Origin of the sequence: Elizabethkingia miricola (genome assembly GCF_001675285.1) — a bacterium.
GTDB lineage: Bacteria > Bacteroidota > Bacteroidia > Flavobacteriales > Weeksellaceae > Elizabethkingia > Elizabethkingia miricola.
The window spans coordinates 484,476-508,778 of the sequence record NZ_LSGQ01000001.1; the positions used below are offsets into that span (position 1 = coordinate 484,476).

General features: G+C 33.5%; 12 protein-coding genes. 6 read left to right on the forward strand and 6 right to left on the reverse strand.

Going from position 1 to position 24,303, the window contains the following annotated elements:
- Window positions 1-539 precede the first annotated feature (539 nt).
- The 3 genes from ATE49_RS02185 to ATE49_RS02195 all read right to left on the reverse strand — a co-directional run bounded on the left by ATE49_RS02185 (window position 540) and on the right by ATE49_RS02195 (window position 6,505).
- On the reverse strand, window positions 540-5,192 hold the full coding sequence (locus ATE49_RS02185; RefSeq protein ID WP_065080893.1) for a DUF3320 domain-containing protein: 4,653 nt from the start codon (window positions 5,190-5,192) through the stop codon (window positions 540-542).
- A gap of 41 nt (window positions 5,193-5,233) precedes the next feature.
- The gene (locus ATE49_RS02190; protein WP_065080894.1) at window positions 5,234-5,938 is read right to left on the reverse strand and encodes a hypothetical protein; all 705 of its coding nucleotides are present in this window, start codon (window positions 5,936-5,938) and stop codon (window positions 5,234-5,236) included.
- 309 nt (window positions 5,939-6,247) lie between these two features.
- Window positions 6,248-6,505, reverse strand: coding sequence for a hypothetical protein (locus ATE49_RS02195; protein WP_065080895.1), 258 nt, complete (start codon window positions 6,503-6,505; stop codon window positions 6,248-6,250).
- A gap of 667 nt (window positions 6,506-7,172) precedes the next feature.
- Here ATE49_RS02195 and ATE49_RS02200 point away from each other — a divergent pair.
- Together ATE49_RS02200 and ATE49_RS02205 are read left to right on the forward strand one after the other, a co-directional pair.
- Window positions 7,173-7,988 (forward strand): RNA polymerase sigma factor, encoded by an 816-nt coding sequence (locus tag ATE49_RS02200; protein WP_065080896.1) that lies wholly within the window; start codon window positions 7,173-7,175, stop codon window positions 7,986-7,988.
- Window position 7,989: 1 nt separating this feature from the next.
- Window positions 7,990-9,084 (forward strand): hypothetical protein, encoded by a 1,095-nt coding sequence (locus ATE49_RS02205; RefSeq protein WP_065080897.1) that lies wholly within the window; start codon window positions 7,990-7,992, stop codon window positions 9,082-9,084.
- A 497-nt stretch (window positions 9,085-9,581) separates the two neighbouring features.
- Here the strand turns inward: ATE49_RS02205 and ATE49_RS02210 are convergent, their stop codons facing one another.
- The 3 genes from ATE49_RS02210 to ATE49_RS02220 all read right to left on the reverse strand — a co-directional run bounded on the left by ATE49_RS02210 (window position 9,582) and on the right by ATE49_RS02220 (window position 14,293).
- Window positions 9,582-9,968 (reverse strand): hypothetical protein, encoded by a 387-nt coding sequence (locus ATE49_RS02210; RefSeq protein ID WP_065080898.1) that lies wholly within the window; start codon window positions 9,966-9,968, stop codon window positions 9,582-9,584.
- Window positions 9,969-10,068: 100 nt separating this feature from the next.
- On the reverse strand, window positions 10,069-11,982 hold the full coding sequence (locus tag ATE49_RS02215; protein WP_065080899.1) for a UvrD-helicase domain-containing protein: 1,914 nt from the start codon (window positions 11,980-11,982) through the stop codon (window positions 10,069-10,071).
- Window positions 11,963-14,293, reverse strand: a complete 2,331-nt coding sequence (locus tag ATE49_RS02220) for an ATP-dependent nuclease (protein ID WP_065080900.1) — start codon at window positions 14,291-14,293, stop codon at window positions 11,963-11,965. The genes ATE49_RS02215 and ATE49_RS02220 overlap by 20 nt, the downstream gene beginning before the upstream one ends.
- Before the next feature lie 986 nt (window positions 14,294-15,279).
- Between ATE49_RS02220 and ATE49_RS20475 the strand changes: the two genes are divergently transcribed.
- The 4 genes from ATE49_RS20475 to avs4 all read left to right on the forward strand — a co-directional run bounded on the left by ATE49_RS20475 (window position 15,280) and on the right by avs4 (window position 23,809).
- Complete coding sequence (locus ATE49_RS20475; protein ID WP_260255536.1) at window positions 15,280-15,651, forward strand: nucleotidyl transferase AbiEii/AbiGii toxin family protein; 372 nt, start codon at window positions 15,280-15,282, stop codon at window positions 15,649-15,651.
- A 299-nt stretch (window positions 15,652-15,950) separates the two neighbouring features.
- Entirely contained in the window at window positions 15,951-16,262 is a 312-nt protein-coding gene (locus tag ATE49_RS02230) for a DUF6922 domain-containing protein (RefSeq protein WP_065080901.1), read from the forward strand.
- 1,319 nt (window positions 16,263-17,581) lie between these two features.
- Complete coding sequence (locus ATE49_RS02235; protein ID WP_065080902.1) at window positions 17,582-18,949, forward strand: hypothetical protein; 1,368 nt, start codon at window positions 17,582-17,584, stop codon at window positions 18,947-18,949.
- A gap of 171 nt (window positions 18,950-19,120) precedes the next feature.
- A complete protein-coding gene (gene avs4 / locus ATE49_RS02240) occupies window positions 19,121-23,809 on the forward strand; it encodes an AVAST type 4 anti-phage nuclease Avs4 (RefSeq protein ID WP_065080903.1) in 4,689 nt (1,562 codons plus the stop codon).
- Window positions 23,810-24,303: the final 494 nt, after the last annotated feature.

Below are 24,303 nucleotides of genomic sequence, written 5' to 3' on the forward strand. Positions count from 1 at the left end.
AGATTAATTTTTGGGTTGATTTGTGGAATAATATTATTTGAATTAGTTAACACTTAATCTGACAGTTATAATCCAATTAAATAACTTTAAAGCAGATTAAGTATTATCCAAAGAGCAGTAAATTAATAAAAATGATTAATCATGATAGGAGCAATCATATTCTTTCTTTTAGGAGTTTTATTATTTTATTTAAGAATTAAGAATAAATTTCCATATAATCTTATCTACGATAAAAATGATGAGAACGATATATATGATCTCGTCACGTATAAAATTCCAGGATGGACATTGATAATAATAATGATCTTAGGGGGACTTTATGGAATTATTGTCAATCTTTTAAAGATTATATAATTATTAGTTTAAATATCTTTTATTTTCCTATACAAAATATAAAGGGAGCTACTTTGCTCCCTTTTATTATTTCCAGAAGTAAGTTTTAAGGCAATATCAATCCCATAAAATGTAAATATTATTACTTCAACTTCTAGTTTATATAAAAAACTACTATAAATATAAATGACAACCTGTTTAAACTTCTATACTTCTTTTATTTTTAGAAATGCATTATCCTGAACCAGTATTCCTTTCTCAATTGATTCCTGGACACTAATTAATAGAGATTTTTTAAGATCTTCAGTGAGCCTTGAGAATCCTAAAAGTTTTACTAATAAAGCAACAGCATTTTCTGGTTGAATAGCAATAGCATCTTTTACAATTTTCTCCAAACCTGAATAAATTTCTTCAGGGGCTATATAATTAATCTTTCTGGAATTACCCGGAAGATTACTACGGTTTCTAACAACTACCTCTTTTTTTTCATTATGCCATAGGAATTCTCCTCTTTTCTCAATAAGACCTATTTGCTGTGCATAATCTGTTGCTTGCTCAAGAGATGCTCTGACCCTACTTCCTACTTTTGAAATTCCATTAGCCTCTGCCATTCTTCTTGCCATTTCATCAAAATGAACAGGACCTTCCACAAAAACAATATCAGAAATCCATTTTCCTAAATTCCCCTGTGAATGTAAATGCATTTCCATTTTTGCAATATCTGTTGGTAATTCTGCAATTTGATACAGAGGTGCCTTTTCATAAATAACCTCTTCTTTCTTAGCCTCTCGAACTAATTCTTCAAGCTCCTGATTCATTTCTTCTTCTATAATATCGTCTTGCTGTAACTGTGCTTTAGAATGTTCAATAGCACTGATAATAAGATCTAATTCTTTTTGTGGATTTCTAAACCAGTCAATACTCCATACATTATGGAGTTTCCACCCCATAGCCTCTAAAACTTCTTTACGCAGTCTATCCCTATCTCTTGCTGATTTTGCTGAAGCATAAGATTTTCCATCACAATTGATCCCCAAAATATATCTTCCCGGATGATCTGGGTCTACTACTGCTAAATCAATATAGTAACCAGCACTTCCTACTTTTTGTCTAACAATATATCCCTTAGCCTCAAGGCTTTTACTCACAAGCTCCTCAAAAGGTCTATGTACCGTTTCTATCCTTTGATGATCCATTTCGAATTTACCATACTGGGCATAGTATAAAAAGCTCTTAAGAGCTCTTATGCCGAACTTAGCATTTGGACCGGGATTAATCTCTTCTGAGGTAATATTAGTGAAGACCTCACAGCGACTCTTAGCTCTTGTTATAAGAACATTTAATCTACGTTCTCCACCTTCATTATTTAATGGACCAAAATTCATGGTAAGATTACCTTCCAATGTTCTGCCATAACCAATACTAATAAAAATGACATCCCTCTCATCTCCCTGAACATTTTCTAAGTTCTTCACAAAGAAAGGTTCGCTAGAATGATTTCTAAAGAAATCTTCAATATCAGGATTCAAACGTCGTCTTATCTCCATTGCTGTATTAATAGCTTGCATTTGCGAAGTACTAAAAGCAACTACACCTAAACTTTGTTTTGGATATTTTCTGGCATGTTCAACAACAGCGTCTGCAACATATTCAGCTTCTTTGATATTTGCTCTTGTTTTTCCTTTATCATAATAGGTATCTGGTAAGTGATGGAAGAATAAGCCCATGCGGTGCTTAGAACCTGGACTTGGGAAAATAACTAATTTATTCTCATAAAATTCCTGATTAGACAGACTAATTAAAGATTCATGACGGCTTCTGTAATGCCATTGTAACATCGTTTGACAGGCTCCCTGAGCATCACACATCCCTAAAATGCTTAGCATATCAGCAGTTACATTATCCTCCTCCTCAAGATCTGTATTGAGTTTATCAAAGAAGCTTGTAGGTGGCATTTGTTTAGTATCACCAACCACGACAATTTGCTTTCCTCTCAAGATAGCCCCCAAAGCATCTACAGGTCTTACCTGACTTGCTTCATCAAATATGACCAAATCAAAATTAATACTATCTGGTGGTAAGAAATTGGCAATAGACATCGGACTCATCATAATAACTGGCTTAATAGCTTGAATAGCAAGTCCAGCTTCAGTCATTAATTTACGAATTGGCATATGTCTGGCCTTACGATTAAACTCTCCACGAAGCACATTTATCTGTCCTCCCCCATCTATTTTAGGTAAGTTTTCAAAATGCTTTAAGGCTATTAAGGCTCTGTTGTAGTGCTGATTTAGAACATCCAGATGCCCAAACTTTGCGATAATTTCTTCATGACTAGACCTTTCAAACTTTCTGAGCTCACTACTATTAATAAGTATATTTTCTAAAAGCTGATCATACCATGATTTTTGAAGTGCAATTTTAAGGTAAGCGTTAGCATCAGACCAGTTAACAGAAGCCTCTATTAAGTATCCGGCATTCTGAGCTTCCATATTTTCTTTTAATACGTTCCACTGAATAACTTTATGCAGTTCCGGAAGTCTGTTTCTCCACTCTTGTAGCTTTAAGGATTGATCTCCATAGTTTAAAGTATCAAATTCTCCTTTAAACTTAATCCTCTCAAGCAATGACTCATTGTTCTCCTTTCTATCTTTATAAAGTTTTATAAGCTTCTCTTGAAAATCCTTAGCTATATCTGTAGAACTATTTGTTTTAAGGTAGCTAATAAATCCATTTGGTACTGTGTTAGTTTGAAGTCCTTTATGAACAGTGGAAAGATAATTTGCTACAGTTTCAATCTCCTGCCAATTAGTTGAGTTTCCTTTCCAATGACTACCTAAAAGTCTACTCAGTAAATCTTTAGAAGAATCCAAGTCATTGGAAAGCCTTTTGGCTTCCATAATTGCATTTACATATTCCAGCTTTTTCTCCAGGTTTCCAGGCATTGGAGAAGTCAGGAGCCCAGCTAATTGATTAACACTTCTTTTATAATCTCCTATTAAAAACTTATACCATTTTGACCCGTGGGCTATTAAATTCTGCCTGATAGGTAAAACATCATAATTCCAAGCTTCAGCAATAAAATGGTCCTGATAGTTATCATAGATTTCACTAAGTCTTTTTCCAACTTTACAGGCATCTGTAATCTTTTCCTTATCATCTACCCATGCATCATCCTCAACAGAAAAACCTGAAAGACCTGGATTCCTCTTAGCTAAATCTAAAAGATCTATAGATTTTTGCAATTCAACATCATTGTTTGGGATATCGGTGAAAACGTGCTCGCTGATTTCCTTACTAAGCAATTGGAATTCCTCATCTAATTGTCCAATTTCTTCCAACTTGCTTTTTAAAACCTCTTCTTCACTAGGAATAAGCAGATTGAGTTCTGTTCCATAGAAAAGTAATTTTTCCGGCTCTCCAATGGAAGAAAGCCGAGCTTGTACCTGTTCAGCTAAAATTTCAGCTTCTTTTATTTTGCTTGGACTCCATGAAAGAAAGCCTTCAGGCTGAATCTTAGGAAATTTATAATCCTTATAATCATTAGCAATCTTTAGTAAATTACCAATAATCTCCTGAGGGGAATGCCCACTATTTTGAATCTCTGTATTAATTACTTCGCAATAATTATTAAGCTCTTCTATAAGTGGAGTAAGCATCCCAATCTCATTTTCCAGATGCTGTAAAGTAGGCTTTCCAAGATCCAATACTTTCTTTAATTCCTCATGCACAGATTTCTTATTGGCCTTATGGCTATGAAGTTCCAGGCAGGCAATGCCTAAGTGGATATTATCCAACCTTCTCTTTACAACTTCCAAGGCCGCCATTTTTTCCGCTACAAAAAGTATCTTTTTACCCTTACCTATTGCATCTGCAATAATATTGGCGATTGTTTGAGATTTTCCAGTGCCAGGAGGCCCCTGAATAACCATATGCCGTCCCTCATTAACCCCCAGCATAGCTATAGCCTGCGAACTATCGGCATCCACAACCATCGAAAGGTTCGATATTTTAGGTTCTTTATCTAAGGATTGGCTCTCTATTCTAAGAGGTTCTTGATCGAAGCCTTTGGTAAATAAAGCTTTAATAACTTCATGATCATAAGGTTTTCGATCTCCAGGCCATTTCGAAGCATCTAAGTCATGATAAATCATAAACTTTCCGAATGAGAAAAAACCGAGCTCAATGATATCCTCCTCTACTTCCCAATTAGATTGATGACTAACACGCTGCTTAATATCATGAAAATATCCATCAACATCAATTTCATTATGCTCTTCAAGATTAGGAATTGTGATATTAAACTCTGCAAGCATTTTAGCTTGTAGAGAAAGGTTTGTTCCAATATCAGCTCCTGAATATCGTAAGCTAAAGCGTTCACTGGCGCTGGATCTTTCAAGAGAGACAGGAATAAGAATTAATGGTGCATACCTTGGCTCTTCAGTATTCCCTTTTTCATACCATTTTAGCATTCCTAAAGCCAAATACAGAATATTAACCCCCTGCTCCTCAAGACTTGTTCTTGCAAAGTAATAAGTATTAAGAATTTTAGTCTGAAGCTTTTGTTCTTTTTCATTGGTTTGAAGCTTTGTATCATTATAAGCATCTTGTAATTCTGGCTCCGATAATTCTGGAAGTTCATAAATGGTATCTTCATCATCATCTTTACCCGGACGCCCTAAAAAAGTCATTGCTTTATTACCTCGTACGAGTATATCAAAAATATTAGTTGATTTTTCCTGTACAATATGAAGTCCTCTGGCTGAGGATATTTTATAATTAAGCAAAGTATTACGCATTCCCAAGTCAAGTAATTCTTTCCTTGATGCTTCTAGTTTTGATATTATTTCTTCTTGCATATCTAATTATTAGTTTTTATACACTGCTACTAACAGTATAACTATTTAATTCTTGAAATAAACTTCATGAATGAACTGGTCATTTCAAAAATAATTTCAATTTCATTCTCTACAACTGCGTCATTATGTTTTACGTAGGTATTTTGGTACTGACAATAATAATCAACAAGTTTTATAAACATATTAATAAGTTCTTTAGAAACCTGTTTTTCTTTAATATATGCACTAATTAAAGGAATTTGATTTTCAAGAGATTTTTTATTATTTAAAATTCCTTTCAGAAGTAACTCTAAAGAAAGTCGTAAATCATCCAGAATATTTCTTTCAAAAATCTGGTTATCAAACTTTTTAAGCGCCTCAGTATATACTTTTAAACTCTCAGGATAATCCGATAGCCAATGTCTTACTTCATGGATAAGGATTTCATTAATTTCCTGTCCCAAATTTCCATAACGGGATAGTAACTTAATCTTCAAATCCCTCACATCAGAATTAGATTTAAAATGCTCCAATTCACATAAGTCTTTAAGAATAATAAACTGTTGATCTGGGGAAAAAGCCTTTAAGTTTTCTTTTAGAGCCGTTCTTTTATTAGGACTGTCAAACGGATATTCGCCAAAGGGTATATTAACATTATACTGCACGGCATATTCTGAGAAAAGTTCCGCTATTTTAGGTCCGGTTAATCCAGTGTTTGTATCACCTAGAAGATCACCGGCATGGCTAATAAATGTAATTGGTATCACAATCTTATAATTTATAAATTGAATACATAAATACTATTTTTTAGAAAAAAATATATTATTAATTACATCAAATATAAAAAATTGAAGAAAATAAAAAAAAAGGAAAACCGTAAAATCTATTTGTTTATAGTATCCATAATTATATAAAGTGAAATTACGAGATAGTATCTCGTAATTTTATTCTTCGCTAGAAATCACAGGTCGTGTTTAGGAGTTTAAAATTACCTATTAATAAAATTCTTGATTGTCTTTTAAAACAAATAAGACAAGTTTAAAAATAGTTTCATCTCAAAATTACTTCAGAAACTTTTATTCATCTAGTTCGGAATAATATTCTTCAAAATCAAATATGATTTCAAACAACTCTTTTGGATGTATTCTAAGCCCTGTGGCAATTTCAATAAAAGTACTGAGTTGACAATCAATTTTATTATTAGCTACATCACTAATTCTAGCCGCAGTAGTATTACATTTTTCTGCGATCTTTGAATATGGAGTCTGTCCTTTTATTTCTTTAATTCTTTCTGCTACCATTCTTTTGATTTCAGCTGTCTTAAATTCATTCATAATCGCACTGTTTAGTGCAAATTGGGACTAATGAAAGAAATATTCATTACCGAATTCGGTAATATAAAGTATTTTACTTATATTTGCTATATAAGTTACAATAGCAGTAACTTTGCGATACTTCAACGATAATATAGAAGCTATTGCTTAGAATCTTGTATTAGAAAACTGCCAATTTTCAAAAGGAAACGAGATGATAAGTAAGAGGCTCATGACCTAGGCATGAGTCCACTTATCTTGTTTCCAGGTATGGCAGTACCTCTAATACAGATAATGTTGGATCTCATGCCATTTTATTTTCGGTATTCTCCACATTTAAGCAAATTTTCAAAATTAATATTGTATCGCTTCGTATGACAGATACAATGGGTTGTACAACCATTGCGGGAGCAATCCTTTCACGTGAAATCCTTATCATCTTATTAACCAGTTTTTTTGCACTTAACAAGGAAAAATATAACTATAATACCTTTTCCTTCCAGAGCAAAAATGACAAACAATGCTTATAAATCTAACCTCAAATTAAAAACAAGCTTATTATTCTGGATTTACTGAATATATGGTGCAGTATTTACCTAAAAGGATCTTCTAAAATGGAAGAGCTTTAGAAAATACTGAAGATAAAATTAAGACCCTTCTAGCAATAATCTAGCTAAATACACTGCTTATGAAAAGAACAAACTCTTTGCCCCGGAAACTGACTGATCATCAACTATATGAACTACTGAAGATAGGCAATCCGACCTCTTTAGAACATATTCATTTACGCTACAAAAGACTACTTTTCTGGCTCGCAAGACGAATGATTGAAGATGATTTTGTAGTGGAAACGCTTGTACAGGATACATTTCTTAAACTATGGTTACACCGTGATTCCATTGAAACTCCAAATCATATTCTTGGCTTTTTACGCTTTGTTTTGAAGAGAGATTGCATATCCTATTTTAATTCTCCAAAAAGTAAATTCACTCGGTTAATTAATTCCCTTGAACGCTATGAAAATTACGAGGATTATCTTGTTAGTTGCGATCCCTTGAAAGATGAAGAGTATCTTCTCAGTCAGGAATCTGATCAAAGAAATTTTGATGAAGTTCAAAAAGGTTTAGATGTAATAAGCCCCAAAAGAAAACATCTCATTAAGCTCTGTCTTGAATATGGCTTTCAATATAAACCCATTGCAGAGGCAATGGGAAGCAGTGTAACAGCCATAAGCAATGAGATAAGCAGAGCCATAGATGATCTTCGGAAAATAATTAAAGGAAGTTCCTTTGAAAAGGCAAAGGAAAAAGCTTCTGATCATAAGGAGAAAGTAGAAGAACTCAGTAGCCAGCAGCTCGAGATTTTAAAAAAAAGGATGGAAGAAAAATCTTCTTTCAAGATTATTGCTCAGGAGCTCAAACTTTCTGAAAAGCAGGTCCACCTGGAATTTCTACAGGCTTATAGTTACATTGAAAATCAAAAGATCTCTGTAATACCTCTTTGACATGGAAAAATCTACGATTACTCTTACCCGAAGAATTCAGTTACTTATTGATCTTCCTTCAAATGAAAAAAACGAGATATGGGAAAAACTCTACTGTTATCAGAACCGATGTTTCCGAGCTGCTAATCTAATTGCTTCTCATCTGTATGTTCAGGAAATGATTAAGGATTTCTTCTATCTGACAGAAGAAATCCAGTATAAGCTGGCTGATGTAAACAAAGACCCAATGGGAATATTTAACCGTTCGAAAACAAACACAACGGCGCGCATGGTCTTCGACCGGTTCAAAGGAGAAATTCCTACTGATATTCTGGGATGTCTGAACAATACTATTCAAGCTGTATTTTCTAAGGAAAAAGCAGACTACTGGCAGGGTTTAAAATCCTTGAAGAATTTTAAGAAAGATATTCCTATTCCACTTCCAGTTAAATGCATCAACAAAATGAGGTATGATCCTGAAAAGAAAGCATTTTGTTTCAACATGTTTGCTATTCCTGTTAAAACCTATTTAGGGAGGGATTACACTGATAAGCGCCTGATAATGGAGCGTCTTTTAAGAGGAGAAATAAAGCTTTGCACATCCCAGATCCAGCTTAAAGATAGGAAAATATACTGGCTTGCTGCATTTGAATTTGAAAAAGACGAGCATGTTTTAAAACCTGAAATCATTGCAGAAGCTTCTCTATCTCTGGAACATCCTATCGTAGCAAAAACGGGTAATATTCGAATCAATATTGGTTCGAAAGAAGAGTTTTTATACCGTAGGCTCGCAATCCAGGCAAGTCAAAGAAGGATTCAGGATGGCATCAGCTATGCACGCTCAGGAAAAGGAGCCAAACGCAAACAAAAGGTACTTTATAGAACAGAAAATTTGGAGAGCCGGTACGTAAGTCACAGGCTTCATGTATACAGTAAGAAGCTTATTGATTTCTGCATTCAACAACAGGCAGGTACACTTATTCTTAAAAACCAGGAAGATAAGATTGGTATTGCAAAAGAACAGGAATTTGTACTTCGTAACTGGAGTTATTATGAATTGCAGACCAAAATACAATACAAGGCAGAAAAAGCAGGTATCGAATTAATCATTGGATAGCTAAAAAAAAATAACGAGGGTGCTTGTACACCCATAGGGTGAGGTCATGAACACTCACTAAATACTTTAGGAGTATATACAACGGCGTGGGCTTCTTTTTTATTTAAAAATTAATTGTAAATATTGCTGTATATGTCAACAGCCAAAGTTATGTAAGGACTACTTAATATACCTATAAAGGTCTTTGAGTACAAGTAAAACTAATTACTAATGTATTTACTGATATTAATATTTTTGTATTTAAAGGGGTAGATCTGTATATTAATAAATGAATAATTTTTATTGTATGTTATTGTATCATTACGTAAGTACGTACTTACGTAATTACGCTAGTTATCTCATATTCAGATGTTTATATTTTTAGACTGAGTTAAGTCGTATTTTAATCTATTTAAAGCCTCCGGCAGGACGAAGCAGCAACTTTGTTAGGAGGAACGACTTTCAAAGTTGCGAATGAGCTCCTAACTTCTTCGAGTAGTTGAAAAAATCACACATATTTAAACAAGCAATAAAAATATTATTGTGACAAAATTTAAGGCAAAATTAATTTTGATAAAATACGTTTTATGTTGATCAATAGCATAGAAAGTGTAAAACGAAATCATAAACATTTTGTACGTAAGATTTATCTGAGCAAAGTCTACTGTTTTGTGCCCTTTTCCCTTAAAGAATAATACTCCAGCATCATCAAGTGAAGGAATTATTGTTTGTTGTATTAATATCGAATTGTCATCAGGTGACAATCTGCTTAATTTTTCTTTAAATAAAAGCAAGGTTCCTGCAAATATGTTCCGCAGTGCCGAAGAAGCGCGTCGAGGATCTGTACTTTTGAAATCTTCAAGTCCAATCTGTATTGCTTCTATAGCATTGTTAAGCAAAGTCATTGTGAGAGGTTTTTAGATTTACTAGAAAGTTATGAATTATTATATATAAAATTGCTGTGTTTACTACTAACTATAATAGATCTGAACAAATATTAAAATTTTATGATGATGAAGGTGTTAGATCAGTTTCTGTTCGTACTTCGCTACCATCAAAAATACTTACCTTTTTAATCTTTTCTACCGCTGTATTGACATCTGAAACAAACAATACTACAGCTAAATCTTTTAAAGAACGAGAACAGCATACATAAAATAATCTCCTTGTCCTGGCTGGCGTACTGTCATTTCCTGCCTCTATATTTTCCTTGTCCCTATCTGAAAGCGGTACGATTCCGAGCAATTTTTCGTAAGAATAACTATTCGAGTTACCCTCTTCATCGTCTAGGATTACAAGTACGCGCTCAAATTCAGCACCTTTAATACTGTGCTGTGTAGAATAAGGGGATTCATCATTTATGTAAATCTGGTAGCCAAAAAATTGCTTCGCAGGCACATCAAAGAAACGAGATATTACTGCATTAGTAATTCCTGTAGCCTCATCAACCTCCGTCAATAATTCGACTTCATTTCCAGCTAGCCTTTTAGATATCCGTTCATCCAATTCCATTAACTTGTGGTCTGTAAGATATTGAAATACTTGTTTTACAGTTGCAGTGTCTGACGACATTAGACCAACAAGACTCTCGACATGATTTTTTAACCCGGAAAGCAGTTCACTTGGCTCAATTGTTAAGTGCTTTAAATTATCTTTTTCCAACTGAGGACAAAATATCCGTAATAACTCGATAACCTCAAAATGTTTGTTGTTCCCATGCGCTATAGCAACTGGAATGATAAATTTGATAAAGGGCTGTACAGCCCACAAAGTACCTTCTTTAAAACCTGCGCTTATGTTTTCGGTAGATCCGTCGTTAAAGGCTGCAAATAGGTCTCCAAATCTTAATCTCTTAGCAGCCATTCTATGCTCCATGACGAGAATTTTTACATCGGCTTCTTTTTCTTCCGAAGTCCAGAGCTGATCATTATTTGTAATAGCAAGATACTGCCTTACCATTCGTATTTTCTCTTCACGATGATCATCTGATTCAAGCACAAATAATAAGCTTGACCCCGTCACAGCCTTCCATTCATCGTCTATTTTCTCTTGCCTGCCTCCAGTTTGTTGTAAATCATCACCTCCAATTCTTATCTTATTTATGATATTCAATACATCTGTTGAACATCTAAAATTTTCCGGCTTGGAAATCTGCATCCATCCGTCTTCCAACGTGATAGGACCAGCACCAGTCATGTAAATTTTTTGCATTGGATCACCAAAAAAACCGAGGCAGAATTTCTTAATATTTTTATCTACAGCTTTCATTGCACCAATGAAGTTTGGAACAGTGTCTTGACTCTCGTCAATAAAGAAATAAGGGTATTTTTCAGCTAGAACTGTTTGTAATAAGGAAGACGAACTTATAAGTTCTGGTACCATTGCAATGATGTCATTGTGTCCTAAGATCCCTTCAAGATAGTTACTTCCTGTTTCGTAATTAAAGCCATCTACGTTTTGTATTAATCCAGCCATTTCTTTGTACCTCTGAGTATCAGCTTGGTTCCTGTCTCTCGTTCTCTGTTGAACACGCGGCCCGAAAGCCTCAGCTGCATCTTCAAGCTCATTAATTTTAGATTGGATTTTATTAATAACCCACTTTTTAATATTTATCTGAAATGGTCTTATAAGTTCCCACAGGAAACTATGAATTGTCGATATGTGATATAAATAATCATGCCCAACGTCATCCAAAATTTCTTTTTCAGCTGTTGTTGTGTAGGTGATACATGCAATACGTTTGCCCTGTTGTCTAAGCATTTTACCTTCGTTTTCATCGATATATTTCAGTGCCTTTATTAATGAGGTAGTTTTTCCCGAGCCGGCTCCCGCTACTACAACGAAGCTTGTTTTATCCTTGAGACACTTTTGTAACTCGATGTCGGCAGCGGTATTCGGTTTATTTATTCTCCTGCTCATCTGCTATTTCACTCTTTGGTTCTACTTCGGATTTACTCTCTGCAATTTCAAGTTCTTCTACAGGATCTAGCTCATCATCAACAAATGCGATTTTTTCCTTAAGCCATTCTAAACCTTTTTCAATATAATTTGGCACGTTCCAACTTTCTGGATCTTTTAACATTAAACCCAGTGCAAAATCAGTTTTATTGAAAGATCCTCCATTAACTCTTTTGTATAACCTGATTCGGACTTCTTCCAATGTCCTTTTATTTTTAAGTGTTATAACTCGTAGTCCCAAATGTCTTTGTGCTATATCTTGCGTCCATTCCAGATTTGTCAATGCAAAACTTTCTTCTAAGGTTCGGCCTGCATAAGCACCTGACTCGCCATTCCATGATACTTCTGTTCTTGTTTGATAGGTAATCAATACATCAGCATTATTATCTGCACTTTTATTTTGAATTTTACTTTCATTTGGTGCATCTAGCAATTCTCGTATGCCTCTGATTTTTGGAAGCCATTTTATAAGTGTTTGATTAGAAGTGACGGCACCTTCAAAATCTGAAATGCATGATTTACCAGGTTTACTTAATATATCTTCATCATCTTCATCAATAATTTCTTGTTCATCCAAATTTGAATCGATTGTTGCTGCCACGGTCAAATCAGCTTCTACAAGGAGTTCGGTTGAACTAGTTGCATCCTTATCAGCACCTTCTAGTTTAGCAGAAACCGGCTCTATACTGTCTAGATCGGTAATGATTAATGTTGTAAGACCTAAAAATTCAATCAATTGCTTAAAAATATGACCGTATGCACCACCAACCTCTATAATACTGAGGTAGCATGAATTCAACTCTTCAGCACATTTGTTGATCATAGGAGGAAGTAAAAGTCTTTCGACATTACCCTCAACCAGAATAGCACCGTCTGCGAAAAAGAGGTCACAATGCGTCAGCTTCATATAGCGCTGTAAAAATTCTCTACTTTCTTCATGTGATTTATTGTAGAATGTTGTGAGATTAAGAACATTTGTTGTTTGAACGCCTGTGTCTGCAATGTGTCGCTGGAAATATCGGATCGGTTGAAAACCGCTTTCATAAATAATGTGTGGTGAATGTGTAGTAACAATCATTTGATTCTTGAAGGTGTCCTCTGCCTCAGTTGGATTTATGATTTCCCAAACTTTTTTTATAAAAACCTGCTGTAACTGGGCATGAAGATGGGCTTCGGGCTCTTCGATGATAATTAAGTGAAGTGGTGCCCTAGCATCTTCCTCTTCCGACCAGCGGGCATGAAAATCCAGTATTTCAAGGATCATATAAATAAGGTTCTTAAAACCAAGTCCATTGTACCGGTCGGGTAGGGACAAGAAATCGTTACCGCCTCCAAGCGAGTAATGGAGTTTTGTCTGTCCAATTATACTTTCGTGATTGAGTGTTGCCCTAACTTCAAGTTTTGGATTACTAAATCCAGGATAACCTAATTTATTTAGACTTTGAAGAGTAGGATTAAATACTGTTTTTAAATGTTTCGTCAATTCGCTCTCTGATGTTGCAAGAGCTTGCATAGCATCAAAGTCATCCTCTTTTTTCTCAAGATTTCTGTCGTAAAAGCGGTTCATACGTTTTGAAAGGTCTTCCGCACGTCCACCCGAACTGAGGTCATCGAGGAAGCGCTGTGCATTTAACATGTCAATCCTTATAAGCGATCTGATGATTTTAGCGCCTGGCCGATCCGAATCATTACCTAGCTGCAATGGCTCATAATCTCCTATTATATTCATTTCATCATCAAACTGTTCCCGATCTAAGACGTAATATTTTGTTTCATATTCGCTTCGTATGTTTTTGCTTAAATAGTCGGTAAGAGTTCTAGGCCAAGGGTGATAATCATCTTTTGCTTTAGCAGCGGCTTTTGCATTCAGTTCCCTGTAGTTTGATAGTAAAAGTTCTGGGCTTTTAGGTGCATACTCAATTCTAACGCCGACTGGAATGCCTTTCCAGTCCAAATTTGGTAAAAGATCAATAATTCTATGTAAATCTGTAGAATTTACTGCAAACCAAATATCTAAGCTGATTGCTGGGAAATCCGGAGGTGTATCATCTTCAATTTCTGCTAGGCTATTGATTTTTTTCCAACAGTCACTACTAAAGTCATGTATTGAAAAAGCCTTTGAATTGGGATCAACGAATTTTTGCAATATATAGGTAGCTGAAGTTTTGCCACTGTTGTTTGCCCCTACAAATATTGAAGTTTTATCTTCTAGGTCGATCTGTGCATTTTTAAGGCGTCTAAAATTACGCACTTTGATTGTTCGGATATGCATATTTGCTGTTGAGGTTAAATTAGTTTTTTGGTTAGCGAAAGATGTTGCAGCTAACTTTCAATAACAAATATATTAAATTGCGACATCCGAAATTGTAATTTTGTATTTAATACATGATACTTTGTAATTAAACTTCTTTTAACTGGCAGTTAGATTTGCCAATCACGAAATTTTCCCGATTTTTCCTTGTGATTGTTATCCCAATTTATTCCATTCTTATTTTGTCCATTGTGCAAGACCATTCTCAAAATTATTTTCTAAATAAATAAGTATTGCATCATCACATTTAAATCTTTTCACAAACTATTTAAAACTCGTTCATCTGATAACTGATCTAACTTTGCTAATTGTACTATTTGTTTCCAGAGAATAAGATTATATAATTTTTTACCATTTATAAAAAACAATTTTTAGGTTTCAAAAGTAAAAATGAAATAGTAATAAAAAATACGGTAAACCATATTGTTTAATAATAAAATCAGTTAAATTTCTTAAAATATAAGTCTAATTCCAAATCCTTGAAGAGCGAAGAAGATACTTTGTTAGGACGTCAGGACTTTCAAAGTTGCAAATAAGCTCCTAACTTTTCCGCATAGTTGTAAAATCGCACACATTTTTAATAGACAATAGATCCATTATTTAAAACAAAATTTCAGGTAAATTACTTTTTACAAAGCTCCCTTAGTTTTGATTAAGGGTTTAAAAAGTACGAACCGATTTTAAGGTTTGCAACTAAAAGGTGAATTTCTAAAAATAGGTATATACTTACGTAGCTAACAACAGAATTTTTTTTTAAACTCAATCATTAATATCCCCATCAATGAAAGGCTGATAATTTAGACTTTCATTAATTATCAAAGCCAAATAGTTCCTTACAACGCCATTGTAAAGGCATACCTCATTTGCAGATTTAATTTTCTGAAAAATGAAATATGCTATATAAAGAAACTGTCACTAAGGAGATGTGAGAACTTCTACAGCGACTGATGAAAGATGAAATGCTAAAAGATTTTATTTTGGTAGGCGGTACCGCTTTAGCCTTAAAATTAGGACATAGATTATCTGTAGATATTGATTTGTTTACTACAAGGGATTTTGACTCATGCGCCTTAAGACACCACTTACAAAAAGAATACGAAGCAACTAACGAAATTGTTTTTGAGAATACCATAATGACTTATATTAATGATATAAAAGTTGATCTTTTAGCTCATAAATATCCTGTCATAGCAATGGATAAAATCTCAGAAAATATAAGAATGATTTCTAATGACGACATTGGTGCTATGAAACTTCACGCAATATTTCAAAGTGGAAAAAGATTAAAAGATTTCGTAGATATGTATTTTTCTTCTTGAGGAAAAACCTCTACAGTCATATTTAAATAGCTACCAAGCAAAATACAACGGAAATTCAAATTTAGCAGCACACTCGTTAGTTTATTTTGATGGTATTAGAAAAGAATATGATGTTTCAATGGTTGACGGCAAAGAGCACAAATGGAAAACAATGCAGGAAAGACTTAAGGAAGCTGTACTAAATCCTAATGTAAAATTTGGAAATTCAGTCGAAAAAAAAGTTGTTCTAAAAAACAAAGGAAAGGGATTTAGAAGGTGATTTTGTTGTCGCAACGAGATAAAATCACTATATTTAAACTATGGTATTAAAGAGAAAAGTCTTGCCAAAAATACATCCAAAATTCTTTTGGGATACCAATTTTAGGAAACTTGATTGGGAGAAAGCATACATCCCTATTATTTCTCGAATTCTTGAGAGGGGTGGGCAAAATGAGATCTATGAAATTATAAAATACTACGGTCGAGAAAAAATTGTTGAGACAATTCTGAAAGAAATTCATTTTTTACCTAATTACGCCATTGACCGAGCAATGTTTTTTTTTCCGGAACTTAAGAAAGAGGATATGCACTGCTATATTAACCGTAAGGATAAACCATATCATTGGATATAGGTTAGAAACTATTTATTTCAGCTATAACTCAAAACAAATTATATTTTGAGAAAAACAATTTCTCATATTAAAAATTGAAAGGTGCTACATTGGGTGAGGCAATGCTAGGTAAAAATTAGCTTTTTTTCCTTTTGATAAAAAATGTAAGGTGTCCGCTTTTTAGCGGACTTCTTGCATTTTAAATAATTGTATTGAAAATGGAAGTGGTAAAATACTAGTTTAATTATAATCATGGAAAAGCCTCACAAAGCCTATTTGAAAATTGGTTAGGAGGAACGACTTTCAAAATTGCGAATACTCTCTAACTTCTGCAGGAAGTTTGTAAAAAGTACAGTCCTACATTCTTCTGCACAATCCTTTCCTTACCCTGTTTTTTCTCTCCTTACATGATAACCCGTTTTCTGTATTTCGAAATACCTTCTATTTTCAGTGTTTGTGTAGCCTGTCGCTATTTCTTTTCATGAGGTACTGGTGGATTTGAATAAATATTGAGAAAATCCTTTGCATGAGGATCAACATTTAGAATTTTGCTGGTGATTTCTTGCCTGTTTTGTTATTATCCAGAAATAGGCTGATTTTAGTATAATCTTTCAGGTAATCAATAATTTTTTGTGGTGAATTTGTTGAGTTGACAATAAGCAGACCTCCTTGATAAGTATGCTTCAGTTCAATAAATAGAGTCCATCCACGAAACCTTTCACAACAACATTTTTATCAAGCCTTCTGTCATGAGATACTGATGGGACTCCATCAGTATGTACCTGCTGATGTCCGGCATGCTAGACTGCTGGATTAATATTCAGGATTGAGATATCTTAATTAAATAATACCCTTTGTAGTAGAGATTTCAAGGTTTCCATCTACTTAATCTATTCTCATGATATAATGTTTTCGGGATTAATGATAGGTTGGGATATGTCACAACTTAAATAGTATTCACAACATTTGAATAAATGACAATGCTACCTTTACCTATGATAAGCATGACAATAGTGTGGGGCTTTTGTTCTAAACAGTTTATTGTTTCAACTATAAGGCTTAGATATATTACTTGGGATATTACTTTTTTTTTTAAATTGTAAAAATATTTTATCCTTTGATTTGCAATTGAAGTACATTCTTGTCATATAGATAAAGCCAAATAAAGAACTCACCAATATGAAAGTTTCCAAATAAGTAATGGCTCAGGGGGTAGTAGAAAAGGATAATGTTTGCTACCTGTCTATCGGCATTTGTTGTATTCTACTTTTTTCTTTAAGACCATTAGGCTTGTTGAATTTGATATGGAAAATTTAAAATAATAACTAAAAACACACCGTATGAAACTGGAAGATGAGCTAAAATCTTTTGAAGCGAAAGTAAGAGATATTTACTGCAACGTTAGATATGACAGCAATGGCCTCAATCAAGATCAAAAGCTGAAAGAAGAAGAAAAAAAGGAAATTCTCCGTGAGATAATAAAGAATTTTAAAATAGGGCAGAAAAAAATTCTGACCGAATTAAGGTTGCTTCAATCTCTTTCAAAAGTCAATCAGACCGAATTAATAACGGCCAGGAGGGAAGGAGACAAAAAGAAAGCCAAAGTTTTGATGGAGGGATCTAAAATATTTGAATATCAGAAAAGTATCTACAGGAGCCTTGCTGATACGATAGCCTGGCAACTCCTTAATGGAGAACATTATTTGTATCGTAGATTATATACAGGAGAAGAAGGAACTAAAGATTTGTCAGATCAATCATTTAATTACGTCATTGACTTCAACGATCAGATCAATACTGACCCTGATTCTTTTTGTCTGATAAGTGATATTACGAGCAATATACAATTAGGAGATTGTCTTATAAAAGATAAAGAGGGAATTAAGATTTCAGAGATTAAATCAGGCGAAATAAATTTTAGAGTTCTTGATGTTATTGAGGACCGGAATCTTACGGATGATTCTTTCGATGAAAAGGATTTTTCACCAGAATTTGATGAAAAATTTATTAAGCAAATGAAAAGAGTGGTCGCACAGAAAGGTAAAAACGAAAGGGCAGTTAAAATTGTAAAGGAACATAAGGGTCCTGATCCAAAATATAAAGACGCGGAGGTTCATATCGTCGAAAATGATTTTCCTCTGGGAACCTATCATGCAGATTTGGTTGGTCTATTGGGTGAACTTAAAACAGAGGACTATGCATATACCTGTATCGGTGAAATTATACACATTGGTATTTATAAAAATGAATGGCGAACCTACGGGCAATTTTCTATGAAGCAACTATGTGCTCCCTATCCTTTTGTAGATCTAATGTCCAGTAGAACTCTGATCTGTGAACCGATTTTCTTAAAACCTTTTCCGGAAGAAATTATAATGGACATGGTCATGGGAAGAATTAAAGTTTTTATTGGGGTTAACTACGATAATTTCATTGAATTTTCCAATGGTTTAGGCGTTAAAGCAAGCTGGTCTTCCGCTAAAGAACTCCAAAAATATTTAGAGAATTTCAAGCATGATAGGCGTACGATATTTTCATTTGAGAATAAGGGAATCAAGCTAGAAATTGATGGTCATGAAATTTTTGTAGGGGGTGGTTTTTTTAGCAAAATGATATTTGATCATTTTTTACCCCAAACAATGATACTTAAATATAGTGGTTTAATCGATGGCGTTGTCAATTCAGGCAAGGAAAACAAGAACCCCTAAGAGGAACAATTTTAATGATGCTGATTCTTAAAAGTATGGTATAATTTAGAAAATAAAATAATGTTTATTGGGTTCCTATTTAATAAATTATAGAAAAGCAAGCTCTGAATAAAATGTGACTTATACATTTTATGAACTATTGCATACGATAACTTTAATGGGTTAAAAAAAATGAATTGGAATGTTTTTAATTTGAAATATGATCGCCGGGAAACCTGGGCTTTTGAGCAACTTTCATATTTACTTTTTTGTGCAGAATTTAATAATAGAATTGGCTTATTTCGTTATAAGAATCAAGCAGGCATAGAAACAGAGTATTTCACCAAGGATGCAAAAAACTATGGATTCCAAGCGAAGTACTATACTACATCTCTTTCACTGAATAAAGAGGATATTATGGGTTCTCTAAAAAAAGCAAAAAGAAAGAATCCTGAATTAAATAGTGTTTACCTCTATGTAAATCAAGAGTTGTCCGAAAGTAGCAAGCCGGATCAAAAGAAGCCACAATATCAATTAGAGATTGAAAAAGCTGCCATAGAGCTTGAACTAGAAATTGAATGGAGAGTGCCAAGTAATTTAGAACTGCAGGTGGCTCTTCCTGAAAATAAATATATCTATGACCTATTCTTTAATTTACAGCCCAATCAAGAACATGTTATTCTTGATATTGAAAGCCATAATGATAAGTTATTAAGATCAATATCCAGTGAAATCACCTTTGAAAACCAGCAGATCAAAGTTGACCGAAATTATTTTCAGAGTCAAATTATAGAAGCATTGAATCATGACAAATCCATTATAATTTCAGGGGAAGGAGGCTCAGGCAAAACAGCGATATTAAAAGAATTTTATGAAAACAATAAGAAAAAGATTCCCATATGTATTTTTAAAGCTTCCGAACTCAATGTAATGAACGTTAATGATCTGTTTTATCTTGATCATCATTTCTCGTTCATGGATTTTTTACAGGCGTATGAACTAGAAGAAAAAAAAATATTTATTATTGACTCTGCGGAAAAATTGGCAGAGCTTACTCAATCTGATCTTTTGACCCATCTGATCAGTACATTAACTAACAATGGATGGTTTTTAATTTTTACCACAAGATATTCTTACTTAAACGATTTATCTTTTCACATTCAAGAAAGCTACCAACTCCCTTTTCAAGTTTTCAATGTACCGTTACTTACTACTGATGAATTAGAAAAGTTATCACAGAAATATCATTTTTCTTTACCAGGTAATATCAATTTTTCAGACCGTTTACATAATCTTTTTTACCTCAATGAATATCTGCGGCATTATACCAATATTGATAAGAAGGGGAACTTTGAAAATTTTATTGATATATTATGGAAAAAGAAAATTCAAAATAGCGGCATACAAAAAGACAATCTGCATTTGGAAAGAGACAAATGTATTATTGAGCTTACTAAAGAAAGGTGTAAAACAGGATTATTCTATATCAATACAAATAATTTATCCCCAGTGGCACTTTCTTGGCTAAAGCAAGATGAAATTTTAGGATATAGTGAAGCCCATGATGGATATTTTATTACCCATGATATTTATGAGGAGTGGGCATTAAACAAGATAATTTCCCGGAGATATGCTAACTACAAAGATGTAGAAACCTTTTTTGAAGATATAGGAAGTTCTTTACCTATAAGAAGAGCTTTTAGATTATGGCTTTCAGAACAGCTGTTTCATCATGAAAATGCCATCGAAAGCTTCGTTTTGGAGATTTTTAAAAACCATAATGTGGATCAATACTGGAAAGATGAATTGCTTGTCTCCGTTCTTTTATCTAATTACTCTCAAACCTTCTTTACTTTCTTTGAAAAAGAAATTATTGCCAATGATTTTGAACTGCTGAGAAGGATTATATTTTTAATTAGAACTGCATGTGCTGATATCTCTACAAACAAGGGATTTGGTATCATAATACCAAAGGGGAAAGGTTGGGAGGTTTTAATCTCATTTATATACCGTCATAAAAAAGATTTTTTTGAACAAAATCTTAATCTTGTAGTTCCCTTATTAAAGCCATGGTGTTTGAATAATCCGCAGGGTGAAACGACTAAAGTTTCAGGGCTCTTAGTGCTCAGTATCATCCAAAGAGTTGAAAATGAAAAGGATTTTTATATTCATAGCGAAGCGGAGGAGGAACTGGTAAAAATTATATTTAATGCAGCAGAAGAGTTGGTTGTAGAACTGAAAGAGATATTCGAAAAAGTAATTTCAAATCAGTGGACTGCATATAATGATCCTTATGAAGGGATCTGCTCAAAAATATTAGAAAAACCCTATTTAGCATTCAGGCTGATAAAAGTGTTGCCAGAATCCGTTATAGGATTATGCGGATTATTTTGGAGACAAAAAAAAGACCAGGATAATTATCATGATAACTATAGTGTAGAAAGTAAATATGATTTGACGGACGAGCACAGGTTCAATTACCATCCGCCCAGTGCCTACCAGACACCCATTTATGTATTGCTACGTTATGCTTTTAAAGAAACACTGCAATTTATTATTGATTTTACCAATACATCTACTAAATCCTATCGTCATTCTGATTACGGAGAAGATGTCCAAGAAGTCATTGTACATATGGGCGAAAAAGAAATTACGCAGTATTTATGCTGGGCTTTTTGGGGGGCTTATCGTGGTGTTAGCAGTCCAGTAGTTCCTTATCTACTGCAGTCTATGCATATGGCACTTGAAAAAAAGCTTTTAGAATTGGTTCAGGATTTAGATACTCCCATCATAGAAGCAATAATGTTACAAATTATAGCCAAAACAGAATCTACATCCATAACAGCTGTTGTATGCAGTATTGTTCTGGCGTATCCGGATAAATTATATAATGTTGCTTTAGTATTATTCAAAACACTTGATTTTTTTGGTATTGATATGCATCGGTCTGTTAACGAATATCAGGCTAAAAGTTTATATTCCATTGGCAATGGACTAACCGATACGTATTATACAGATGAAAGATTAAAGACCTGTGAGGATAAGCATAGAGGGACTTATTTGGAATCATTATTGGTGAATTATCAATTTTTTGGAGTTAAAGGTTTTACAGAGGATCAAAATGAGATGTATATAGCCAAACTATACGAAATAATTGACAGCCATAAAAAAGAGGTGGCATTACTATCGGGTGATAGTAAAATAACCGCAGAAATATTGTTATCCCGTGCGGATCGACGTATCATGAAGCCAGAAATGAAAAAGATTAACGAAACGGAATATCGTATTGAGTTGAATCCACAATTACCCGCTGAGTTAAAAGAACATAGCGAAAAAGTTGTTAAGCAATATGAAGATACTTATAAATATATACCACTAAAAATGTGGTCGGATTTTATTTTCAGGAAAAGGAATTCTGGACAAAATCAGAGCTATCCGCAATATGAAGAAAATCCAGTAAGAGCTTTAGAAGAAGCCAAACAATTACTCAACGATTTAAGTAGCAATGTACACTTATTGCCCTTGGATAGTTATACTCCTTACTTTGTCTGTGCCAACCTAATGATTTATCATAGGGATCAACTTTCTGAGGATGAAAAATTATACTGCAAGGAGCTAATTCTGCTATCCATTTCGCGGTTGTTTGAAGATGGCTACCATTATCATATTAGTGATGGTGTTGAAGCTGCTTTACATGCAATTCCTTCATTAATGGAAGAATATCCTGAAGAAAAAGAAACCTTAATTTTATTGATGATATTTTCTCTTTTTGATGACACATCAATAGGAAATGCTCGTATATGTGACTACGTAATCAATGCTGTATATGAATCAGGTTTATGGGATAAAGATTTTGGTACGGCAAATAATATCCTACTGGGATTTATTAAGTTAAAACCTCTTTTTAAGGAGATTTGTGATAATCAAAAACAAGATAATATATTTATAGGAAGGACACAGAAAAAACAAGTCTTTCAAAAACTAGATGAGGCTTTGGGAGATTTTTCTTTTTCAAACATATTTTATAATATAGAGAATATTGATTCACTAGATATTTATGATCTGGAAATAGTATATCAGCTGATTCCAACAACAACTAATGACCTAGGTCACTTGAAAATCATAAAAAGATCATTACCCAGCATCATTTCTGAGCTATTAGAAGATAAAAAAGAATCCAGACAAAGAAGAAGTTTTAATCATTCTAATATTTATCTTGTTAGATTATATATTTTCAGAAAACTGGCTCCCCTCATATTAGAACAAGATCTATCAGAAATCGATTTACTTTTAAAGCCTTTTGTTGAGCAGTTTACGATTTCTAAAGAGATGGCATCATTCTTTGACGAAATTGTAGGGGCTGCTGATAAAAATGATCGGCAGAAGCAATTTTGGTATATCTGGAATCAGTTTTATTCTACAATCATTGTTATTGGAATCATAAAAAATAACTCAAATGTACATGCTATTTTAAAAAGCTATTTACTGGCTTGGGATTGGTGGAGAGAAGATGTAAAAGATTGGCACAATTTAAGAAAGGAAAACACTCTGTTTTACGACAATATTGTAAGAGATTTAGGAAGTAATCCTTCAGTTTTATATAGCATCGCAAAAGTATTAAATTCTATTGGCAGTACATTTGGCAGTCAGGGATTAGATTGGATCTATGAGATAATTTCCAATAACCCTGCTTTGCAATTGGGAAATTTAGAAATAAAAATATTACATTATTTAGAAAAATTCCTTAGAACGTTTATTTTCCATAATAAGCAGAAAATTAAAGAAGAAGCAAGGCTAAAGAACAAAATAGTTGTGATTCTTGATTTTCTTATTGAACGTGGATCTATACATGGGTATTTACTGAGGGAAAGTATATTATAAAAAAAGATATTTCTTGCCTGAAATATCTTCTGTTCTAGGCGTTCATTAAAATTATCTGGTATGGCACCTACAAACATTATCTGGGAAAGCTTTGAAATTTTGGAAGCATGGGTAAGGCTATCAAGCTGTTAGAGACAGAGGTTGATTTATTGTTTTTATTAATGTTTATACTTATTTTTGTAATACTTTCCAAAGCGCTAGAAAAATGCTTTTGTAAATTCTCATAATACCTTACCGGAGAATTTATTAGTTATAAGAATTAAGTTGACTAGAATTCTTATAACCTTAAGAATATAAAACTTTAATGACTAAAAAAATAAAGGGAAATTTGATTATACTATTAATAAGTATTCTACTAAATTAGTGAGTATAATTTTTGCAAATCATCAACAAAATGCTTCGAGATTTGTTCCTATGAGTCTACATAAATATTTATCTTATATAAACTTAATTTGGGTTCTATAGAAATGTCTTATACTGACATATTCTGCCTT

What these genes read in the sequence shown, in the direction of transcription:
- avs4 (WP_065080903.1), top strand. Translation starts at nt 19,121, where the DNA reads ATGAATTGGAATGTTTTTAATTTGAAATATGATCGCCGGGAAACCTGG.
- ATE49_RS02230 (WP_065080901.1), top strand. Translation starts at nt 15,951, where the DNA reads ATGGTATTAAAGAGAAAAGTCTTGCCAAAAATACATCCAAAATTCTTT.
- ATE49_RS02210 (WP_065080898.1), bottom strand. Translation starts at nt 9,968, where the DNA reads ATGACTTTGCTTAACAATGCTATAGAAGCAATACAGATTGGACTTGAA.
- ATE49_RS20475 (WP_260255536.1), top strand. Translation starts at nt 15,280, where the DNA reads ATGAAAGATGAAATGCTAAAAGATTTTATTTTGGTAGGCGGTACCGCT.
- ATE49_RS02235 (WP_065080902.1), top strand. Translation starts at nt 17,582, where the DNA reads ATGAAACTGGAAGATGAGCTAAAATCTTTTGAAGCGAAAGTAAGAGAT.
- ATE49_RS02195 (WP_065080895.1), bottom strand. Translation starts at nt 6,505, where the DNA reads ATGAATGAATTTAAGACAGCTGAAATCAAAAGAATGGTAGCAGAAAGA.
- ATE49_RS02200 (WP_065080896.1), top strand. Translation starts at nt 7,173, where the DNA reads ATGAAAAGAACAAACTCTTTGCCCCGGAAACTGACTGATCATCAACTA.
- ATE49_RS02220 (WP_065080900.1), bottom strand. Translation starts at nt 14,293, where the DNA reads ATGCATATCCGAACAATCAAAGTGCGTAATTTTAGACGCCTTAAAAAT.
- ATE49_RS02205 (WP_065080897.1), top strand. Translation starts at nt 7,990, where the DNA reads ATGGAAAAATCTACGATTACTCTTACCCGAAGAATTCAGTTACTTATT.
- ATE49_RS02185 (WP_065080893.1), bottom strand. Translation starts at nt 5,192, where the DNA reads ATGCAAGAAGAAATAATATCAAAACTAGAAGCATCAAGGAAAGAATTA.
- ATE49_RS02215 (WP_065080899.1), bottom strand. Translation starts at nt 11,982, where the DNA reads ATGAGCAGGAGAATAAATAAACCGAATACCGCTGCCGACATCGAGTTA.